The sequence below is a fragment of the Luteimonas panaciterrae genome, assembly GCF_020511115.1.
GTDB classification, from domain to species: domain Bacteria; phylum Pseudomonadota; class Gammaproteobacteria; order Xanthomonadales; family Xanthomonadaceae; genus Luteimonas; species Luteimonas panaciterrae.
Genome location: NZ_JAJAVH010000015.1, coordinates 92,355 through 111,015 on the forward strand (window position 1 = coordinate 92,355; position 18,661 = coordinate 111,015).

The 18,661-nt window shown below is 62.8% G+C and carries 21 protein-coding genes; 9 read left to right on the plus strand and 12 right to left on the minus strand.

What is annotated here, in order from left to right; all coding sequences use genetic code 11:
- Positions 1-151: 151 nt before the first annotated feature.
- The 3 genes from LG367_RS16030 to LG367_RS16040 form a co-directional block, all read right to left on the minus strand.
- A complete protein-coding gene (locus LG367_RS16030) occupies positions 152-1,042 on the minus strand; it encodes an RNA polymerase sigma-70 factor (protein ID WP_226470272.1) in 891 nt (296 codons plus the stop codon).
- A gap of 86 nt (positions 1,043-1,128) precedes the next feature.
- On the minus strand, positions 1,129-1,542 hold the full coding sequence (locus LG367_RS16035; protein WP_226470273.1) for a cupin domain-containing protein: 414 nt from the start codon (positions 1,540-1,542) through the stop codon (positions 1,129-1,131).
- Positions 1,543-1,627: 85 nt separating this feature from the next.
- A complete protein-coding gene (locus LG367_RS16040; RefSeq protein WP_226470274.1) occupies positions 1,628-2,107 on the minus strand; it encodes a carboxymuconolactone decarboxylase family protein in 480 nt (159 codons plus the stop codon).
- A gap of 175 nt (positions 2,108-2,282) precedes the next feature.
- Here LG367_RS16040 and LG367_RS16045 point away from each other — a divergent pair, with 175 nt between their 5' ends.
- The 4 genes from LG367_RS16045 to LG367_RS16060 all read left to right on the plus strand — a co-directional run bounded on the left by LG367_RS16045 (position 2,283) and on the right by LG367_RS16060 (position 5,180).
- A complete protein-coding gene (locus LG367_RS16045) occupies positions 2,283-2,549 on the plus strand; it encodes a sigma factor-like helix-turn-helix DNA-binding protein (RefSeq protein ID WP_226470275.1) in 267 nt (88 codons plus the stop codon).
- Positions 2,546-3,589 (plus strand): LysR family transcriptional regulator, encoded by a 1,044-nt coding sequence (locus LG367_RS16050; RefSeq protein ID WP_226470276.1) that lies wholly within the window; start codon positions 2,546-2,548, stop codon positions 3,587-3,589. The genes LG367_RS16045 and LG367_RS16050 overlap by 4 nt, the downstream gene beginning before the upstream one ends.
- A gap of 151 nt (positions 3,590-3,740) precedes the next feature.
- Positions 3,741-4,520 carry an SDR family oxidoreductase gene (locus tag LG367_RS16055; protein WP_226470277.1) on the plus strand — a complete coding sequence of 260 codons (780 nt, stop codon included), beginning with the start codon at positions 3,741-3,743 and terminating at the stop codon, positions 4,518-4,520.
- 126 nt (positions 4,521-4,646) lie between these two features.
- Positions 4,647-5,180: an Ohr family peroxiredoxin gene (locus LG367_RS16060; protein WP_226470278.1), complete on the plus strand. Its 534-nt coding sequence runs from the start codon at positions 4,647-4,649 to the stop codon at positions 5,178-5,180.
- A gap of 94 nt (positions 5,181-5,274) precedes the next feature.
- On the opposite strand, the gene LG367_RS16065 is transcribed toward LG367_RS16060, so the two are convergent.
- The 7 genes from LG367_RS16065 to LG367_RS16095 form a co-directional block, all read right to left on the minus strand.
- Positions 5,275-5,859 (minus strand): MarR family winged helix-turn-helix transcriptional regulator, encoded by a 585-nt coding sequence (locus LG367_RS16065; RefSeq protein ID WP_226470279.1) that lies wholly within the window; start codon positions 5,857-5,859, stop codon positions 5,275-5,277.
- 20 nt (positions 5,860-5,879) lie between these two features.
- Positions 5,880-6,437 (minus strand): thioredoxin family protein, encoded by a 558-nt coding sequence (locus tag LG367_RS16070; protein ID WP_226470280.1) that lies wholly within the window; start codon positions 6,435-6,437, stop codon positions 5,880-5,882.
- Positions 6,438-6,439: 2 nt separating this feature from the next.
- Positions 6,440-7,144 carry a cytochrome c biogenesis CcdA family protein gene (locus LG367_RS16075; protein ID WP_226470281.1) on the minus strand — a complete coding sequence of 235 codons (705 nt, stop codon included), beginning with the start codon at positions 7,142-7,144 and terminating at the stop codon, positions 6,440-6,442.
- 132 nt (positions 7,145-7,276) lie between these two features.
- Entirely contained in the window at positions 7,277-7,693 is a 417-nt protein-coding gene (locus tag LG367_RS16080; RefSeq protein WP_226470282.1) for an organic hydroperoxide resistance protein, read from the minus strand.
- Between the two features lie 31 nt (positions 7,694-7,724).
- Complete coding sequence (locus tag LG367_RS16085; protein WP_226470283.1) at positions 7,725-8,228, minus strand: cytochrome P460 family protein; 504 nt, start codon at positions 8,226-8,228, stop codon at positions 7,725-7,727.
- Between the two features lie 22 nt (positions 8,229-8,250).
- On the minus strand, positions 8,251-9,297 hold the full coding sequence (locus LG367_RS16090) for an alpha/beta fold hydrolase (RefSeq protein WP_226470284.1): 1,047 nt from the start codon (positions 9,295-9,297) through the stop codon (positions 8,251-8,253).
- Between the two features lie 130 nt (positions 9,298-9,427).
- Entirely contained in the window at positions 9,428-10,168 is a 741-nt protein-coding gene (locus LG367_RS16095; RefSeq protein ID WP_226470285.1) for an SDR family NAD(P)-dependent oxidoreductase, read from the minus strand.
- 296 nt (positions 10,169-10,464) lie between these two features.
- On the opposite strand from LG367_RS16095, the gene LG367_RS16100 reads away from it, so the two are divergent.
- The 4 genes from LG367_RS16100 (at position 10,465) to LG367_RS16115 (ending at position 14,070) form a co-directional block, all read left to right on the plus strand.
- Positions 10,465-11,247 (plus strand): alpha/beta fold hydrolase, encoded by a 783-nt coding sequence (locus LG367_RS16100; RefSeq protein WP_226470286.1) that lies wholly within the window; start codon positions 10,465-10,467, stop codon positions 11,245-11,247.
- Positions 11,248-11,336: 89 nt separating this feature from the next.
- A complete protein-coding gene (locus tag LG367_RS16105; RefSeq protein ID WP_226470287.1) occupies positions 11,337-12,077 on the plus strand; it encodes a response regulator in 741 nt (246 codons plus the stop codon).
- Positions 12,074-13,402 carry a sensor histidine kinase gene (locus LG367_RS16110; RefSeq protein ID WP_226470288.1) on the plus strand — a complete coding sequence of 443 codons (1,329 nt, stop codon included), beginning with the start codon at positions 12,074-12,076 and terminating at the stop codon, positions 13,400-13,402. The genes LG367_RS16105 and LG367_RS16110 overlap by 4 nt, the downstream gene beginning before the upstream one ends.
- Before the next feature lie 170 nt (positions 13,403-13,572).
- Positions 13,573-14,070, plus strand: a complete 498-nt coding sequence (locus tag LG367_RS16115) for a DUF2306 domain-containing protein (RefSeq protein WP_226470289.1) — start codon at positions 13,573-13,575, stop codon at positions 14,068-14,070.
- Positions 14,071-14,121: 51 nt separating this feature from the next.
- Here LG367_RS16115 and LG367_RS16120 read toward each other — a convergent pair whose 3' ends face one another.
- The gene (locus LG367_RS16120) at positions 14,122-16,587 is read right to left on the minus strand and encodes a TonB-dependent receptor plug domain-containing protein (RefSeq protein ID WP_226470290.1); all 2,466 of its coding nucleotides are present in this window, start codon (positions 16,585-16,587) and stop codon (positions 14,122-14,124) included.
- Between the two features lie 21 nt (positions 16,588-16,608).
- Here LG367_RS16120 and LG367_RS16125 point away from each other — a divergent pair, with 21 nt between their 5' ends.
- On the plus strand, positions 16,609-17,751 hold the full coding sequence (locus LG367_RS16125; protein ID WP_425490994.1) for a phytase: 1,143 nt from the start codon (positions 16,609-16,611) through the stop codon (positions 17,749-17,751).
- Positions 17,752-17,754: 3 nt separating this feature from the next.
- Here LG367_RS16125 and LG367_RS16130 read toward each other — a convergent pair whose 3' ends face one another.
- Positions 17,755-18,429, minus strand: a complete 675-nt coding sequence (locus LG367_RS16130) for an SRPBCC family protein (protein ID WP_226470291.1) — start codon at positions 18,427-18,429, stop codon at positions 17,755-17,757.
- Positions 18,430-18,661 lie beyond the last annotated feature (232 nt).

The following is an 18,661-nucleotide window of genomic DNA, read 5'->3' on the forward strand; positions in this document are numbered from 1 at the left end:
ATCTCCACATCGATGAATGCGGGCGATAAGCCGAAGTAGACAATTGGATACTTGTTGATTGGCGCGAAGATATCGAGCCTTCGCAAGGAATGAGGAATCGGATTCCTGAGATCAAAACCGACGAAAGCTCGTCAGCCCCGGATAGCGGACATCAGTTGAAAAAAGATGCGCGATTGGCGGCAGCAATGCGCCGTAGCTTCTCCGGATTGCGCTGCACATAGATGCGCAGGATGCGCTCTCCGTCGGTGTCGTAGGCCTGTACCGACTCGAGCTCCTCGCCAAAATAGCGCAGCACGCCGAGGCGGCCATTGATCGGAGCGAGCCTGATCCGCAATTCATGCTTGCGGCGCAGCGTGCAGGCGAAGAGAAGCTGGGCGACGCGCTGCCCGCCGATCATGGGTTTCGGGAAGCTGGTCACGATACCGCCGCCATCGCCGACCAGGGTGGCGGACTCGGCCATCATTTCCTTCATGGCCTTGAGGTCGGCGTTGGACCAGGCCTCGGCGAAGCGCCGCATCAGGCGCTGGTGGGCTTCCGCCGAGACGACGTAGCGTGGCCGTTCCTCGCGCAGCTGGCTCTTGGCGCGGTGTACGATCTGGCGGCAGCTGGCCTCGCTCTTGTCCAGGGTTCTGGCAATGTCGATGTAGTCGGCATCGAACACCTCGCGCAGCAGGAACGCGGCCCGCGCTTCCGGCGCGAGCCGCTCCAGCACCGTCAGGAAGGCGATCGACAGGTCGCTCGAGGCTTCCTGCATCTCCTCGGGCGTGGCCGGGCCGTCGGTGAGGATGGGCTCCGGCAACCAGATGCCCACGTAGTGCTCGCGATCCGTGCGCGCCCGGCGCAGGCGATCGATGGAACGCCGCGTGGTGGCGGTGACCAGCCAGGCTTCCGGATCGGTCACCTGGCCGGGATCGGTGTCATTCCAGCCCAACCAGACGTCCTGGACCACGTCCTCGGCCTCGGCCAGCGAGCCGAGCATGCGATAGGCCACGCCGAGCAGGCGCGGCTGCAGCTGGGTGAAGATGTGTGTGGGACCTTCCATGCAACCAGGACGGACCAGAAGGCCGGATTGTGACGCGTCCGGTGCCCGGCGGGCGTGTCGCCCGCCAAACAACCGCCACGCCCCGGTCAGGGCACGGGGATCAGCGCGGGCTTGCCGGCATCCTTCAACAGGAACACGAGGAACTTCGCGGACTTCTCCTTGCTGGCGTTGCGGCCGACCGTATGCACGTCCTCGGGCCCCTCGTGGAAGCTCTGCCCGGGCGTCAGCGTGACTTCCTTGCCGCCGGCCACGCCCATCACGATCGAGCCTTCGAGCACGTAGATGAAGCCATGCGCGTCGTGGCGATGGACCGGGTCGGCGCCGCCCGGCGGGTATTCCACGGTGAGCATCAGGACTTCCTTGCCCGGATACTCGGGCAGCGCCTGGGTCATGACCTCGGTGACGGCGGGGGGAGGGGCGTCGTTGCCTGGCTGGCCGTGGGCCGCGACGCTGCCTGCCCACAGCAGCGCCGGCAGGCTCAGTAGAGGATGGATGCGCATGCGATGACTCCTGTGTCTGCCGTCGCGAGGCGGCGTGAGGATGCATCGAATCCGACGGACGCACGTGGCGCCCGGTGATTCGACATCAGGACAGCTCGGCCTTGTCGAGGCCGAAGGCTTTGTCGGCGGTTCCTGGCACGGTGCGGAAACCGACGTTGGCCCGGTTCCAGGCGTTGATCGCCATCACGTCGAACGTGAGGTCGGAGATCTCCTTCTCGGACAACTGCGTGCGCACGCGCTCGTAGACGTCGTCCGGCACGCCCTGCGCGGGCAGCTGCGTCAGCACTTCGGTCCAGGCCAAGGCCGCGCGCTCGCGGGGAGCGAACAGCGTCGACTCGCGCCAGGACGCGAGATGGTGCAAGCGCAACGGGCGCTCGCCGTGGATGGTGGCTTCCTTGATATGCATGTCCAGACAGAACGCGCAGCCGTTGATCTGCGAGGCGCGAATGTTCACCAGATCACGGATCGGCTGTTCGATCGTCGAATTCTTGGTGAGCATGCTGAACTCGACGAACTTCTTGAACAGCTCCGGGGACTGCTGCTGGTAATCGAGGCGTTGACTCATGACGAAATCTCCATCGCTTGGGGGAAAACCGATGCGGGTGATCGCGATCGATTCGGAGACAATCTAGGCGCCACCATGATGGGTCGGTAGGCATCCGCGCGGACGCGCGGTGTTGAGCAGGGCGCACCAATGCGCGGCCGTGTCACAAACCTGGTCGCTCGAACGACCTTGATGCATGGCGACGCCAAAACTCGATCAGGATGCCCGTCCCACGTCGTCGAATGCCGATCGGATCTGGTCCGAATTCATGGCGGCGCTGGATACGCTCGCGCCGGATGTCCGCGCGGCGTTCCTGTTGCACGAGATATTCGAGACCAACTACGACGACATCGCCAGATTGATCGGGCAGCCGGCGGAGACGTGCCGTGGCCATGTCGAATATGCCCGCGAGCATGCGTTGCCACGCATGCCGTACGGGCAAGCGAAGGTGCCATCGCGATGAACGCAGTGCCCCAGATTCCAGCGGATCACCGCGATTCGTTATCGTCCAGCTTCTCCGCCAGCTATGCCGGCGTGGTGGCATTCATCACCGTGGCGACCGAAGGCAGCTTCGCGCGCGCCGCGGATCGCCTGGGTGTCGGCCGTTCCGCGGTGAGCCGCAGCGTGCAGAAACTCGAAGGCCAGCTCGGCACGCGATTGTTCTCGCGCACGACACGCTCCACTTCGTTGACCAGCGAAGGGGAGCTGTTCTTCGAGAACTGCCGCCCCGGTGTGGAGCGCATCGTGCAGGCGCTGGAAGAGATGCGGGATCTGCGCGAAGGCCCGCCGCGCGGGCAATTGCGGATCAGTTCGCCGCATGGCTTCGGCCGCAAGGTGCTGGCGCCGCTGATGGCCGAGTTCCGCATGCGCTATCCCGGCATCGGGATCGAACTGATGCTGGACGAGCGCGCGGTCGATCTGGCCGTGGATCGCGTCGATGTGGCATTTCGCGATGGCCGCCTGGACGACAGCCAGGTGATCGCCAAGCAGCTCATCCCCATGCAGATGTTCGTCTGCGCATCGCCGGACTATGCGCGCCGGCATGCGTTGCCGACGTCGATCGATGAACTGGAGACGCACGCCTGCATCAGTCGACGATTGCCGAACGGCCGCCTGCAGAGCTGGGAGTTCAAGATCGACGGACGCCCGCACAGCGTCATGCCGCAGGGCGATATCGTCCTCAACGATGACGATCTGCTGCTGCAGGCCGTGATGGACGGGCAGGGGCTCGCGCAGCTGCCGGCGTTCCAGGTCTGCGACGCACTGCGGAAAGGAGTGTTGGTGGCGTGCCTCGGCCAATTCGCGCCCGACGATCGGGGGCACTATCTGTGTTACCTGAGCCGGCGGCAGTTGCCCAAACGCATCCGCGCCTTCATCGACTTCATCACCACGCAGGTGCGCGCCTTGAATCTGGACCATGCCATCGAGATGACACAGATCCGGAGCGATTCGATCCCCGGCGAAGACATGCGCCGCGACAGTCATGCCGGCGTCGCGGCCTGACGCGCGTGATTGGTGCGCGTTGGTAAACATCGTGCATCCGGGTGGATGGCTACTGCGGGCGAAGCGGGACTCCTAGCATCGTCCTTGTACGCGCCGGGCCGTGTTCAACAGAACAACGGCTTGCTCCCCCAACACACACGAGAGGTGGATCGTGAAATTCGTCGTCATCGGCGGTACCGGATTGATCGGAAGCAAGGTGGTCTCGCGTCTTCGCGACCAGGGGCATGAAGTGATCGCCGCGGCACCGTCGACCGGAATCAACATCCTGACGGGCGAGGGACTCGATGCCGCGATGGCGGGCACCGATGTCGTCGTGGACCTCGCCAATTCGCCATCCTTCGAGGATGCGGCGGTCATGGACTTCTTTCAGACGGCCGGCCGCAATCTACTGATGGCCGAAGCGAAGGCGGGAGTCGGCCATCACCTGGCGCTGTCGGTCGTGGGCACGGAGAAGCTGTCGGCCAGCGGTTACTTCCGCGCCAAGAACGCGCAGGAACAACTGATCCGTGCATCCGGCATTCCCTACACCATCATCCATTCGACCCAGTTCTTCGAATTCCTGCCCGGCATCATCCAGTCCGGAGCCGAGGGCGGAACGGTTCGCCTGTCGCCCGCGCTGGTGCAGCCTATCGCATCGGAGGATGTCGCCGATGCGGTCGCGCGTCTGGCCATGCAAGCGCCGGCCAATGGCATCGTGGAGATCGCGGGGCCCGAACGCGAGCCGTTGTCCGGTCTCGCGCAGCGATTCATGAGCATCGTCCAGGACCCGCGCGAATTGATCAGCGATGCGCATGCGCGCTATTTCGGTGCCGAGTTGCAGGACGACACGCTGGTCCCGGCGCAGGCGACCTGGCAGGGCGCGTTGAACTTCGAGCGTTGGCTCGAGAAATCCGAATATGCCCGCTACGCGCCGCGTGCGCAGGCCGGATAACGAACGGCGTGGGCATTCCAGGCTGAGCCGTCCACTGCGCCGGCTCATGAATCAGCGCGCGGAAGTCAGCACTGGTCAGCGCGGCCACGCCGTGCTCGGCGACAACGACAGGGGCATCACGAACTCATGAGCCCGTTGCAGCCACCACCGACAAGCCTGCTGGACAAGTACCACGGCGAGGAAGCCCAGCCGCTCTACATCGGTCGCGTGCGCGTGACGGGAGGCGAGGCTGCGCATGGGCGCGCATCGGGCGTCGTCAGATCCGACGACGGCGCGCTCGAGGTGGACCTGCGCTTGCCCATCGAACTCGGAGGACCCGGCGGCGGCAGCAATCCGGAGCAACTGCTCGCGGCGGGCTACGCCGCCTGTTTCCACGGCGCGCTGACGCTGCTGGCAAAGCGGGCGGACATCGTGCTCACGGATCTCACCGTGGATGCCGCGGTGACGTTCGCGCGAGATCCGATGGACGGTCTGTTCCTGTTGTCGGCGGACATCCGCGTCAGTCTTCCCGGCCTCGACCGTGCACTCGCGGCGGAGCTGGTCCGCAACACCGAGCGCATCTGCCCCTACGCCAAGATGTCCCGCCACGGCATCGATCATGTGGTGGCGGTCGCGCTCGACCACGAATCGCCGGGTTTCGACGACGAAGCATCCCGCTGACGACTGCATCGGGAGGTGCGCTCATGCATGTGGGAAGCGTGCCGGTGTCGTCCAGGCTGATGGACGATATCGTGGTCTAGATATGCCCGGTCCGTTAGCTCGGCAAGCTCAGTCGCAGCTTGCGCAGCAAACGCGCCAGTTCGGTGCGTTCGCTTCCACTCAATATCTCCACGACCTGCCGGGCTTGCTCGAAACGGATGGCGATCACCTTGTCGATCAGCTTCAGTCCCTTGGTGGTGAGAGCGGCGGCCAGCGAGCGGCGGTCACCATGGACGGCATTGCGTGAAATCAGGTCGCGACGTTCCAGACGGTTCAGGCATGCAGTCATTGCTCCGGAAGTCAGCAACACCGACTTCCGCAACGCCGTCGGTGTCAGCTGATAGGGCGCACCGGAGCGACGCAACGTCGCCAGCACGTCGAGGTCGGTATAGCTGATACTGGTTCCCCGCAGGCATTCATTCGCGGCGGTTTCCAACAAGCGTCCCAGGTGCAGGATGCGTCCGACCACCGACATCGCCGAAGCATCCAGATCCGGGCGCTCGTGTCGCCAATCGTCCAGCAACCGATCGATGAGATCCGGAGATATATTTTCGCGTTGCTTTTTTGCCATGGTCAAAGTATATCCACGGCAAGTATCTTGACGTGAAGATTCTGGCGAATGCTCTCGCATCGGCATCATCGCAGTGTTTCGCGGCCTGTTTAGCCATCTTGGGCGCCAGCATTCAGCAGCTCCCGGATCTTTGCCTCGGTCGTGGCGTACTCGCCCTCACCGAAATGCTGGTAGACGATGCGACCTTCCTGGTTGATCAGATACAGCGCCGGCCAATACCGATTGCCGTAGGCATTCCAGGTCGCATAGGCATTGTCCTGTGCCACCGGGTAGGTGATGTCGAAGCGCTGCACCGCAGCGCGCAGGTTGTCCAGCTTCTTCTCATAGCCGTACTCGGGCGTGTGCACGCCGATCACCACAAGACCTTGGTCGCGATACTTGGCGTGCCATGCCTTGACGTAGGGCATGACGTGCACGCAGTTGATACAGGAGTAGGTCCAGAACTCCACGAGAACCACTTTCCCGCGCAGCTGGCTCAAGGTTTGTGGAGGGCCATTGAGCCAATGGCCGATGCCTGTGAATTCGGGTGCGATCGGCGCTCGCGATGCATGGTCGGTCTGAGTCTGGTTGGCCTGGACATTCGGCGAACAGGCGGCGGTGATCATGCAGGCGGCCAGCAGGGGGATGAGGGGGGCAGTCTTGTTCATGGTCAGAATCCTTGTGCAATGGAGGGAAGCCATCGGGTAGCCCAGGCCGAGACGAGGACGTCGTACTGCAACAGCTGCAGCACGGCAACGCCGACGGCGATGGCACCGAAGAGCCGGCGGAACAACGTGGTGTGCGCACCGAAGAGCGCGAGCCGGGATGTGACCCAGTTGCCGCCATAGGCGATCAGCAACATCGGCAATCCGGCGCCGGCGGCGTACAAACCCAGAAGTGCGGATGCCTTGGCCGGTGCTTGTGCACTGGCCGCCAACGCCAGTACCGAAGCCAGTACGGGCCCGGCGCACGGCGTCCACGCCAGTCCCAGCGAGGCGCCGATCAGCAGTGCACCCAACGCACCGGCGACGGGTGGACGGTGCGCGGTGGCGGGGATGTATTTCGCGTGCCATTGCTGCACGCGCGCGACCAGTGCATCGAAAGGCGCGGGCCAGAAACACACCAGGCCCGCAAACAGCAACACGATGATGGATATCGTGCGGATGTCGCCTTGCAGGTCGCCGGACGATGCCGATAGCGCGCCGATCAGCAATCCGCTGGCGGCGAAGGTGCCCGTGAACCCGATGATCACCAGTAGCGGACCACTGGAGCCACGGCCCGCGCTCGTGGCCAGGATGATCGGCAGGATGGGCAGGATGCAGGGAGACAGGATGGTGGCCATGCCAGCAACGATGGCCAGTGCGTACTCGATCATGGGATTCGCCTAGTTGCGCGGTGGAAGCGGCATTCCACCGCGCGCATGTCGCCGGTCTTTATTCGCGAACGGCGTTTTTGTATCCGTTGTCGCGCGGATGCCGGCGCGGAGGCATGCGGTTACACGCCGGCCTCATGCCACCCGGATTTGCACGTCGATATTGCCGCGCGTGGCCTTCGAGTAAGGGCACGTGCGGTGGGCCTCGTCGACGAGCGCCTGTGCCTGACTGGGCTCCAGTCCTGGCAGCGATACGGTGAGTCGCGCTTGCAACTGGAACCCTTCGCCGACCATGCCGAGATCGACCTCGGCATCGATGGCGGCCGCGGTCGGAAAGGGAATCTGCAACTTGCGCGCCGCTTTCTTCATCGCGCCTTCGAAGCAGGCAGACCAACCGGCGGCGAACAATTGCTCCGGGTTGGTGCCGGGGCGTCCGCTTCCGGGTGGAGACAGGGCGATGTCGAGTTGCCCATCGTCGCTGCGGGCGCGTCCCTCGCGGCCGCCGACGGTGTGGGTCTTGCCGGTGTACAGAATGGTATCGAGCGTGGTCATTAGAATGTTCCTCATGGGTATGGCGCCGTGCTCATGGCGCGTAGCGGGTGAAAACGTAGTCGCGATCCTTCACGCGGGCGGCGTGACAGGCATGGCAGGTGCGGTGTTGCGCTTCGTCCACGGGTTGGCCATCGATGAAGCGCCCGTAACCCCAGCCTCCCGTTGCGGCATAGCGCTTCGAATCCTTGACCATGACCTGCACGGTGGTGGCCGCACCAGGAATGGAAGCGGGTGCGAAATCCGGAGACTGGGTGTGTTTCCAGGCGAGCTTGACCAGCACCGTGCCGTCCGGGAAAGGACGGATGTTGTCGCGGTAGGCACGCATGGCTTTCGGATTGCCCACGACCACGCGCAATTCGTTCAACGGCGCGGCTTCCTGTGCTGGCGCGATCACCGGCCAGTTGCGATAACCATCGGGAAGCTTCACGCCGTAGATCGGAGCGGCCGGGCGTTTGTCGTGTCCTATCGCGATTCCGGTCAGGATCGCCGTGAGGCCTGTGGCAAGTGCAAGGAGAATGAGATGGATGCGCTTCATCGGGGTGCGCCTGCGTCGCGTGTCAGAGGTGAGTGGCGTCGATCACGGCCTGGGCGAAATCCCGTGGCGCTTCCTGCGGCGGGTTGTGCCCGATGCCGCCGTGGAAGGTGCGGTGCTCGTACTTGCCGATGAACTTGCCGGCATAGGTCTCCGGCAGCGGATGCGGGGCGCCGTTGGCATCACCTTCGATGGTGATGGTGGGCACCGTGATCGCTGGCGATGCCGCCAGGCGCCGCTCCAGTTCGGCGTACTTGGGTTCGCCCTCGGCGAGGCCCAGGCGCCAGCGATAGTTGTGCACGACGATGGCGACATGGTCGGGGTTGTCGAGCGCCGCGGCACTGCGATCGAAGGTGGCGTCGTCGAAGGCCCAGCGTGGCGAGGCCAGCTGCCAGATCTGCTTGGCGAAGTCGTGCGTGTAGCGGGTGTAGCCGGCGCGGCCGCGCTCGGTGGCGAAGTAGAACTGGTACCACCATTGCAGCTCCGCCTTAGGGGGCAATGGCTTCATGCCGGCTTCCTGGCTGCCGATCAGGTAGCCGCTCACCGAGACCAGCGCCTTGACGCGCTCCGGCCACAAGGCAGCCACGATGTCGGCCGAGCGGGCGCCCCAGTCGTAGCCTGCCAGCGTGGCGCGTTTGATCTTCAACGCGTCCATCAGTGCGACGACATCCGACGCAAGCGCCGCGGGTTCGCCGTTGCGCGGCGTGTCGGCCGAGAGGAAGCGCGTACTGCCGTAACCGCGCAGATGCGGCACGATCACGCGATAGCCTTTGGCCGCCAGCAACGGCGCGACTTCGGCATAGCTGTTGATGTCGTATGGCCAGCCGTGCAGCAGGATGACGACATCGCTTCCGGCGGATCCCAGTTCCGCATAGCCGATGCTCAAGTCACCGGCCTCTACGTGTTTGTCGGCGATCAACGCGGTGTGTATTGCCGCGACCGTGGGTGACAGCGGCGCCGCGCTAGCGAGGCTGGCAAGGAACAGTTGCGTGACGAGCAGCCCGGTGGCGAGCCCGAAAGCGATACGGAGTGGACGTGCCGACGGGCGACGAGGGGTGATGTTCGATTGCATGGACATTCTTCCTGGATGGGATGAGCGCAGCGGTCTGTGCGGTCGGAGGAGGGATGCGGGAGACAACGCGCTTGGCCGCGAGGTCTGCCGATATGCGGATTGCGTGGAACGGGCCGGAATGGGCGGCGGGCTAGATCACCCATCCGCCATCGAGGGTGAGGCTGGTACCTGTCATGTAACTGGCGTCGTCGCCGGCCAGGTATGCCGCCAGTGCGGCGACTTCTTCCGGTCGGCCGACACGCTTGGCGGGACTGCGCGCGACTACCATGTCGAGGAAACCGGAAGTGATGTCGGTTTCGATGGGGCCGGGCTGGATGTTGTTGATGGTGATGCGCCGCGGTGCGAGGTCCAGGGCGAGTTCGCGCACCAGCGTGGCGACGGCCGCCTTGGTCATGGCGTAGACACTGCTGCCCACGATGCCGCCGCGCACGGCCGTGTTGCTGCCAATGGTGATGATTCGGCCGCCGTCACGCATGCGCTTCGCGGCTTCCTGGATCGCCAGGAAGACGCCGCGCACGTTGACAGCCAGCATCTGATCGAATGTTTCCAGCGGGAACTGGTCCAGCGGGCTTCCACGATAGACGCCTGCATTCACTACGGCGACCTGCAATGGACCGAAGTGATGGACGGCTTCGGCGGCCGCATTGGAAATCGCATCGGCATTGGCACTGTCGGCTTGGAGCGCGATGGCCTGGCCGCCACTGGCCTGGATCCGGGCGACGACCTCGGCGGCCTTGTCCGGGCGGGAGACATACGTCAGCGCGACGGCGTGGCCCTCGCGAGCCAGGCGCTCGCCGATGGCGGCGCCGATGCCGCGCGAACCGCCGAAGACGAGGGCGGATGTTGCAGGGAAGGGGGGAGTGGAGTGCATGGGAGTGTTCTGTGGGGGAGCCGTTGGCGAGGTGGCCATTGCATCCAGCCGGCGTATCGCCTGCGTGTCCTCAGTGCCCTGGATTTGTCAGGCATTGGCACAAATGAGGCCTCCGATACATGCCGATACAAATCACGAGGATTTGTATCCGAATGTGTACGGAAGGCTCCGGGACGCGATCGCTTACGAAGCGCGGCGCGAGCGACAACGCGCCGATACAGCGAGGCAGTGCAATGGCGTTTCCTTAACCGCGAGGCGTCTTCCCCATGTTGCGATCCACTCTTCTGGCCTTGTTGATGACCGCACCCCTGGCCGCCACCGCCCTCGAGGCGAGCGCGCGTCATGTCGATTCCGGAAAGCCCACCGTGATCCTGGTCCATGGCGCGTTCGCCGATGCGTCCAGCTGGGACAAGGTGGTAATGCGTTTGACCAGGCAAGGACTTCCGGTCGTCGCGGTCGACAATCCGCTGACCTCGCTGGAGGATGATGTCGCAGCCACCCGACGCGCGATCGATGCGGCACCGGGCAAGGTGGTGCTGGTGGGGCATTCGTGGGGTGGCACGGTGATCACGGCGGCCGGCGACGATCCCAAGGTCAGCGCACTCGTGTACGTGGCCGCATTCGCCCCGGATGTCGGGCAGACGTCTGCGCAGCAGGGCGAGCATTTTCCCGTCGCGCCGGGCCTGCAGCGGTTGCAGGAGCATGACGGTTATCTATCCCTGTCGCGGGAAGCGGTCGCGTCCGGCTTTGCACAGGACCTCAAGCCGGCCGTGGCGCGGCGGGTCTTCGAACATCAGTTGCCCTTGAAGGCGGCGGCGCTTTCCGAACCGGTCCGCGTTGCCGCATGGAAGTCGAAACCGAGCTGGTATGTGGTGTCCCGCGAGGACCGCATGCTGTCGCCACAGTTGCAGGCAGCCACCGCGTCGCGCATCGGCGCTCACACGCGTTCGATCGCGGCCAGTCATGTGTCGCCCTTGTCGGCGCCACGCGACGTCGCCGATGCGATCCTCGAAGCCAGCGGCCTGAAGCCGGTCGATGGCACGCCGCTGGAGAGGAGGGCGGCTGACGGCGCACCGTAGCCAGCACGCAGGCTGTGGCCGTCCAGGCGCTACTATCACCATGCACGGCCAGACACCGTCCGATCGCTACATTTTGAAGACCAGACACGATGTCCCACACAGACCACATTCTGATCGTTGATGACGATCGCGATATCCGCCAGATGGTCGGCGATTACCTGCGCCGCAATGGCCTACGGGTCAGCCTGGCCGCGGACGGGCGCGAGATGCGGGCGGCGCTGGAGACCAGCGACATCGATCTGATCGTGCTGGATATCATGATGCCGGGCGAAGACGGACTCACCCTGTGCCGCAATCTACGCGCCGGCAAGCATCGTGCGGTGCCCGTGGTCATGTTGACGGCCCGCGACGACGAGACCGATCGCATCATCGGTCTGGAAATGGGCGCGGACGACTACGTCATCAAGCCGTTCTCCTCGCGCGAGTTGCTGGCGCGCATCAGCGCCGTGATCCGCCGCACGCGCATGCTCCCGCCGAACCTGCAGGTGAGCGAGGCCGTGCAGTTGATCGGCTTCGGCCAGTGGCGACTGGACACCACCGCACGTCACCTGCTGGACGAAAGCGGCACCGCCTATCCGCTCAGTGGCGCGGAGTTCCGCCTGCTGCGCGTCTTCATCGACCATCCGCAGCGTGTGCTGAGCCGTGACCAGTTGCTCAATCTGACCCAGGGGCGCGATGCGGAAGTGTTCGACCGTTCCATCGATCTGTTGGTCAGCCGCTTGCGTCAGCGCCTGGGCGACGGCGCGCGCGAGCAGACCTACATCAAGACCGTGCGCAATGAAGGCTACGTGTTCTGCCAACCGGTCGTGCTGATCGGCGAGAACGCATGAGCATCAGCGAGGCCAGGCGTCGCACACGCTGGTTGCCGCGCACGCTGAGCGCGCGGCTGGCCCTGATTCTGGCGACCGGTCTGCTATTGGCGCACGCACTTTCCTTCGCGCTGTTGTTCTACGAGCGCGCCGACGCCACGCGATCGATGATGCTGACCAGCCTCGAACAGGACATCCCCTTGAGCGTGGCGCTGCTTGAACACCTGCCCCCGGCCGAACGGACACAGTGGGTCTCGCGATTGGAGCGCCGTACCTATCGTTATCTCCTGCGTCCCGCGCAACCGGGCACGCCGCTGGCCAGCGATCGCGCACGACAGGTGACGAGACTGATCGACGATGCCCTGGGCCATCGATATGCACTGCGGCCACGCGCCGTATCGGTCTCGCCCGAGCGCTACGAAGTGGAACTGACGCTGGCCGACGGGCAACCGCTGACCATCGAAGTCACGCCGTCGCTGATGCCGATCGCGCGATGGTTGCCGTGGGTTTTGATGGCACAGGTCGTCTTGTTGCTGGCCTGCGCCTGGCTGGCCGTGCGCCTGGCCATCCGTCCGCTGGCGCGATTGGCCGCGGCCGCCGAACGTATGGATCCGGCCGGTACCGGCGATCCCTTGCCGCAGGATGGTCCCTTGGAAGTGACGAAAGCGGCGCAGGCGCTCAATGTCCTGCAGTCGCGCGTCGCCGCCCATGTATCGGAGCGCATGCAGATCCTGGCTGCGATCTCGCACGACCTGCAAACCCCGATCACGCGCATGCGCTTGCGCGTGGAATCGATGGACGAAAGCCTCGTGCAGTCGCGCTTGCTCGAGGATGTTGATCAGGTCAGCCAGTTGGTGCGTGAGGGCGTGAACTATGCGCGCAGCGCCAACGTCGCAATGGGGCCTGCGATGCGCCTCGACGTGCAAGCCTTCCTCGATAGTGTGGTGGGCGACTATCAGGACGTGGGTAAGGCCGTGCATGGCATCGAGGGCGATAGCGCCTCGCTGCAAACCCACCCGCAGGTCTTGCGTCGCGTCGTGCAGAATCTCATCGACAACGCCTTGGCCTACGCCGGCAGTGCGGAAGTGCGGCTGCGGGTGGATGCCCAGGGCCACGTGTGCATCGACGTGCTGGACCGCGGTCCGGGCATCCCCGAGGACCAACTGGAGGCGGTGCTGCAACCCTTCCGCCGCCTGGAGCCTTCGCGTGGCCGTTCCAGTGGCGGCACGGGATTGGGCCTGGCCATCGCGCAACAACTCACCAGTGCGCTGGGCGGCCATCTGCGGCTGGCCAATCGCGAAGGCGGCGGACTACAGGCGACGGCCGTGCTCGGGACGAAGGCGTAGTGACCGGACGCACATTTGTCCGGTGGGCACTCCTTCGGGGATGAATCGCTTTCCAGACAAGAGTAGTGTTTACAGAAGCCGCCTGGGGTGGTGCCCTTGATGTCCAAGGTCACCTAAGCGGCGGCCCGTTGTAGCGTTGGGAAACGCCCGTCAACTTCGGAGCTTCTGCCATGTTGAATATCAGTCCGTTCGGCATGTTCCACACCTTCATCGCGCTGATTGCGGTGATCTCTGGTCTCATCGCACTGTTTCGTTATGGCGAGATCGGCACCCGCACGCGGTCCGGTGCGCTTTACGTCTGGTTGACCGTGGCCACGGCCATCACCGGTCTTTTCATCTTCCGGCACGGCGGTTTCGGCCCACCACACATACTGGCGATCCTGACGTTGCTTGTGCTGGCGATCGCCTATGCCGCCGAGCGGTACAGCGGTTCCGGTGTTGCACGTTATCTGGCCGTGCTTGGCTACTCGCTCACGCTGTTCTTCCATCTGATCCCGGGATTGACTGAAACCGGGACACGCGTGCCGATCGGTGATCCTGCTTTTACCGGTCCGGAAGATCCGACGCTGAAGGCACTCGTCGGTGCCGGTTTTTTCGTCTACCTGGTAGGTGCGGCGGTGCAGGTGGCGCGTATTCGGCGCTCGCGCCGGTTGGCGATCTCCACCTGAGCCATTGGTCGCGTCTTTCCCCATGAGTAAGACCGAGTAAGACGAGTCCGATCAGAACGCCCACCGCATGACCAATTGGTAGCTTGGTCCTGCTTCTTCGGTTTCCAGTTCGTACTCGTCGTAATCACGGTCGATCTGGTCGGCCAGGTTATCGAACTTGTGGAAGAATTCGTCCTTCGATGCGTCCAGTAGGTTGGCGGCACTCAGGCGAACCGAGAGTGTCTGGCCGAAGCGTTTCTCGACGAATACTTCCAGATCCGCACCGTATTCGGTGGTTACTTCTTCGGACAGAATGCGGCTGAAGGCGTTACCTTGCTTGCGGTAGGTCGCGCCGAAGCTGGCGGCCAACGAAGGCAAGTCCTGGATGAAGCCGATGTTGTAGACGTTCTTGGCTTGATCGTTGAAGCGGCGCTTGCCGAGGAAGTCCGTGACCTTGCTGTTGAGGTAGGTATAGTTGAGGAACACGCCGGTATTGGGCATGTCGAGCGCGGTCAGCGGAGTCGACAAGTCGAATTCGACGCCGTAAACCTTGCCGTCGCCCACATTGGCTGATGTGAACAGCCAGCTTTCCGGATCGAACTCGAAATCGGCTTCGGTCGAGCCAGGGTTTTCTTCGAGAAATTCCTCCAGATCTTCTTGGTAGCTGTCTTGCGCGTCCTCACTCCAATTACCGGTGTTGACCAGTTCGATCAGATTCTTCACGTCGCGATAGAAGAAGTTCACACCGATCACGCCTTGCTTGCCGAGGCGGTGTTCAAAGCCCAGGTCGATGCCGTTGGCGGTTTCCGGATCGAGATGCGGGTTGCCGATGTAGTCGTTGTCGCCGAATTCTCCGTTCAGCAAGGCTGGGATCAGTTCGTTGAAGTTTGGCCGTTTGACGCTCTTGGCCAGCGACAGGCTGATGCGGTCGGCATCGGTCAGATCCCACTTCAGGTGCAGTGAGGGCAGCAGCTCGTTGTAGTCGTTCCTGGCGGAACCTTCGACTTCGTCGTCTTCGCTATAGCGGATCTTGGATTTGGTGGTTTCGTAACGCAGGCCGGCTTCCCATGAGAATACCTCGCCTTTTCCCGAAAGCATGATGTACGGATCAACACGGGTCTCCTCGATCAACGAGCCGATGGTGTTGTCTAGTTCGTAGACGACCGGTTCGCCTTCTTCCTCGCCTTCCCACTCGTAATTGGTGTAGGCGATATCGCGTTTCTTCTTGCGGTAGTCCACGCCGAATTCGAGCTCAGTATTGCCGGCGGGGCGCTTGTGCGCGATCTTGAAGCTGGTCTCGGTGTCGTCGGCTTCCACCGCCGAGGCCTCGGCTTCGGATGCGTCCCACTCGCCATTGACGTACTCGTGCGACTCCTCGCGCTCGGCGCTATCATCCTCGAACTTGGCGTAGCCCAGATCTAATTCGGTGGTGCCGCCTGCCATGTCGAACTTGTACTCCGCGCCAATGCCCCAGTTCTTCTGGTCGATGGGGTTGAAGCCAGGCACATTGGCTTCGATCACGTCCTCGTCGTCGAACTCGACCTCATGCGAGACTTCTTTGACGTCGCGGTCGGTCTTGACGTAGAAACCGTCGATGCTGATGCGTCCGGTCTGGCCGACGTCGGCGGTGTAGGAGATGTTGGCCGAGTAGTCGCGGCCGTCCTTCACTTCGGTCTGATCCTCCCAACTAGCCAGTTCCGCACGCGAGGGATCCGTGAAGCGGTCGGAGCGCTTGGTCTTGGCGCGATAACGGTCTTGCACATTGATGCCGGCAAGAATGCGACCGCCCAGGGCCTCGCCACTGGTCACGGCACCGAAGGTGGGATTCACTTCACCGTCGTACCAGCGATTAACGCCGATGCGGATATAACTACCATCGAAAGCGTAGGCATCGCGCAGTACGATATTGATCGTGCCAGCGATCGCGTCGCCACTGCGGTTGGCGCTGTTGCTGCGTAGGATTTCGATGTGATCGACCATTTCGGCGGGGATGCGGTCCACCCAGAACGAGCGGTCGTCGCCAGCGCCTGGCACTTTCTTACCGTTGATCAGCACTTGGGTGTACCCGGCAGCCATGCCACGCATCATCGCGCCATCGAATTCCATGATGTCGGAACCGACGAAGGTCACACCGGGAACGCGCTTGAGCATGTCGCCCACGGTATTCGGCTCGAAACGCTGGAAGTATTCCAAGTCGTAAGACAGGACTGGCTCGATGTCGGTGGTCCGGTTGCGGTAGGCGATCTCGCCTTGCACCACAACCTTGTCGAGTTCCTTCACCCCCGTGTCGGCGGAACCGTCTGGGGCGACGGTCTGTGACCATGCATGGCCTGCGGGAAAGAGTGTGACACAGGCAAGCGCGCGCATAAGGCCGAGGCCCAAGGCGTGGTATTTCATGCAGGGATCCCCGTAAGTAAAGCTAAACGACCTTTGTACGTAGGGAAGATGGCCGGAATATGACCGGATTGCCGAATGAGTTGGTCGCGTGAAACATGACCGACATGCATCATGCATACATTCGGCCGTTTGTTCTGACACGATGGGGACACCGCAGTGACGATCCGTATACTTTCTTTTGTCGCGCTGCTGTGGCTCGCGGCCTGTTCTACTACGTCGCCATCTGTCGCCCCTGCTGTGCAGGCTGTGCATGAGAGCGAGGGCGACGAGAAGGACAAGGATGATCTCCTTTTCAGCAAGCACCAGGCCGACATCCCCCATGTCGTGGTGAAAGAGGCTTGGATCAGCACAATCAAGCCAGAAGACAATGTCGATTCGCCAGCCAGCTGGTTGCAGGACGGCAAGATGATGGTCGCGGCCACGGCCAAGTCCACCGACCAGCTCATCATTTACGACGGCGATACGGGGCAACGCTTGCGCACCGTGGGTGGTTCCGGCAATGGGTTGGGGAAATTGAACCGTCCCAATGGCATTGCCACGGTGGACGACAAATATGTGTTCGTCGTCGAGCGCGACAACCACCGTGTGCAGATGTTCGCCTTGCCGGATTTCCAGCCGCTACTGACCTTCGCCGACGCCGACCTCATCCAGCCCTATGGTCTGTGGGTGCGCAAACGGAGCGAAGGCTACGAAGTGATTGTCAGTGACAATTACACGATGGGAGAAGACGCCAATGGCGACGACATCATTCCGCCGCTAGTAGAGCTGGGCAAGCGCTTCCGTCGTTATGAGGTGCATCAGGAGGGGCGGGGATGGGTGGCCAGCGCCAATGGTTACTTTGGCGACACCAGCAAGGCTGGTGCGATTCGGGTGGCCGAATCGCTGTTTGGCGACGAAGCCAACAATCGGCTGCTGATCGCCGAAGAAGACGTGGCCACGGGAACCCGATTGCGCGAATACACGCTCGATGGCAAGTACGCTGGCCGTGATGTCGGCGCGGCCAATTACAAGGCACAAGCTGAAGGTATTGCATTGATGGATTGCAAGGGGGGCGGCGGCTGGTGGATCGCCAGCGATCAGTTCAATGACCGCACTGTGTTCCACCTGTTCGATCGCAAGACGTTGGAACACGTCGGTTCCTTTGTCGGCCACAGTACCGGGTTGACCGATGGCGTGTGGTTGGACAGGCGCGGCGATGCGCGTTTCCCGCAGGGCGTGTTCTACGCTTCGCACTTGGACATAGCGGTATCCGCGTTCGATTGGCGTGACATCAGTAAGGCGCTGAATCTGCCGGAGTGCATGTGATGATCAGTCGCCGATTCCCCGGGGCAGCGTTAATCCAGATGCGCCCGCGACCACCTTGCGCATGCTCGAGAGGGCGGCAGACGAAAGTGAACCGCGCGCTAAAACAGCGGGAGCCTTGCCGCCGATGTCTGTCAGCGATGTATATGTCAATCGCGTCCCGGTGCCTGTCGGAGTCATGAGCCACTCGCCACGCGAGCGTAGCGCAATGCAATCAGGCTTCGGCTTTTTCCCGACATAGTCGAGGGATGCGAACTTCACCCGTATCTCGCCATTGGCAAGAGCCTGCCGTTCAAAGCGCATGGAGTAACAACGCTCGCTGATCATCGGCGCGCTGAGGACGTCGGACCAGACCGTAACATCCGGCCCTCGCTGGACAAACGTACGGCTGATGTTCTTGTTCTTCTCATCGAGATACTTTCCGAACATGTAGTCCGCGATCATTTCCGGCGAAGCTTTCAATGAGGTGGTGACACGAAGCTCATCGAAACGTTCGCCTGCAATGCGTCGGGCCTCCATCCGGATACCGTTCTTGTCGCTGACGGTTCGCCACTGCTGGGTCTGTGCGTCGGCGGTCACCGGCCATGCCGCCGACAAGAACAGGAGGCACGCCCAGGCCTGGGTGATCCACTGCGGAATGGTCGGATTCTGATATGTGATTCGTGTATGGAGCGAATCCATTTCTCGTCTCCCGCACCTGAGCTGTTGCGCGGATTCGATGCCAAGGTCATGACAGGGTCAAGACAGCTGACGGTTTTGATGGTGGCGCTGTGTTCAGACTCACGCCAAACTTGTCTCTAAGGTCTTGATTCAAGACGCGGTCACTGTTGGCTGAAATCAAACATCCAGCCGCTCTGTCGTGTCACTCGATTCGCCATGAGCATGGCATCCAGGCGCTGTAGCACATAAGGCC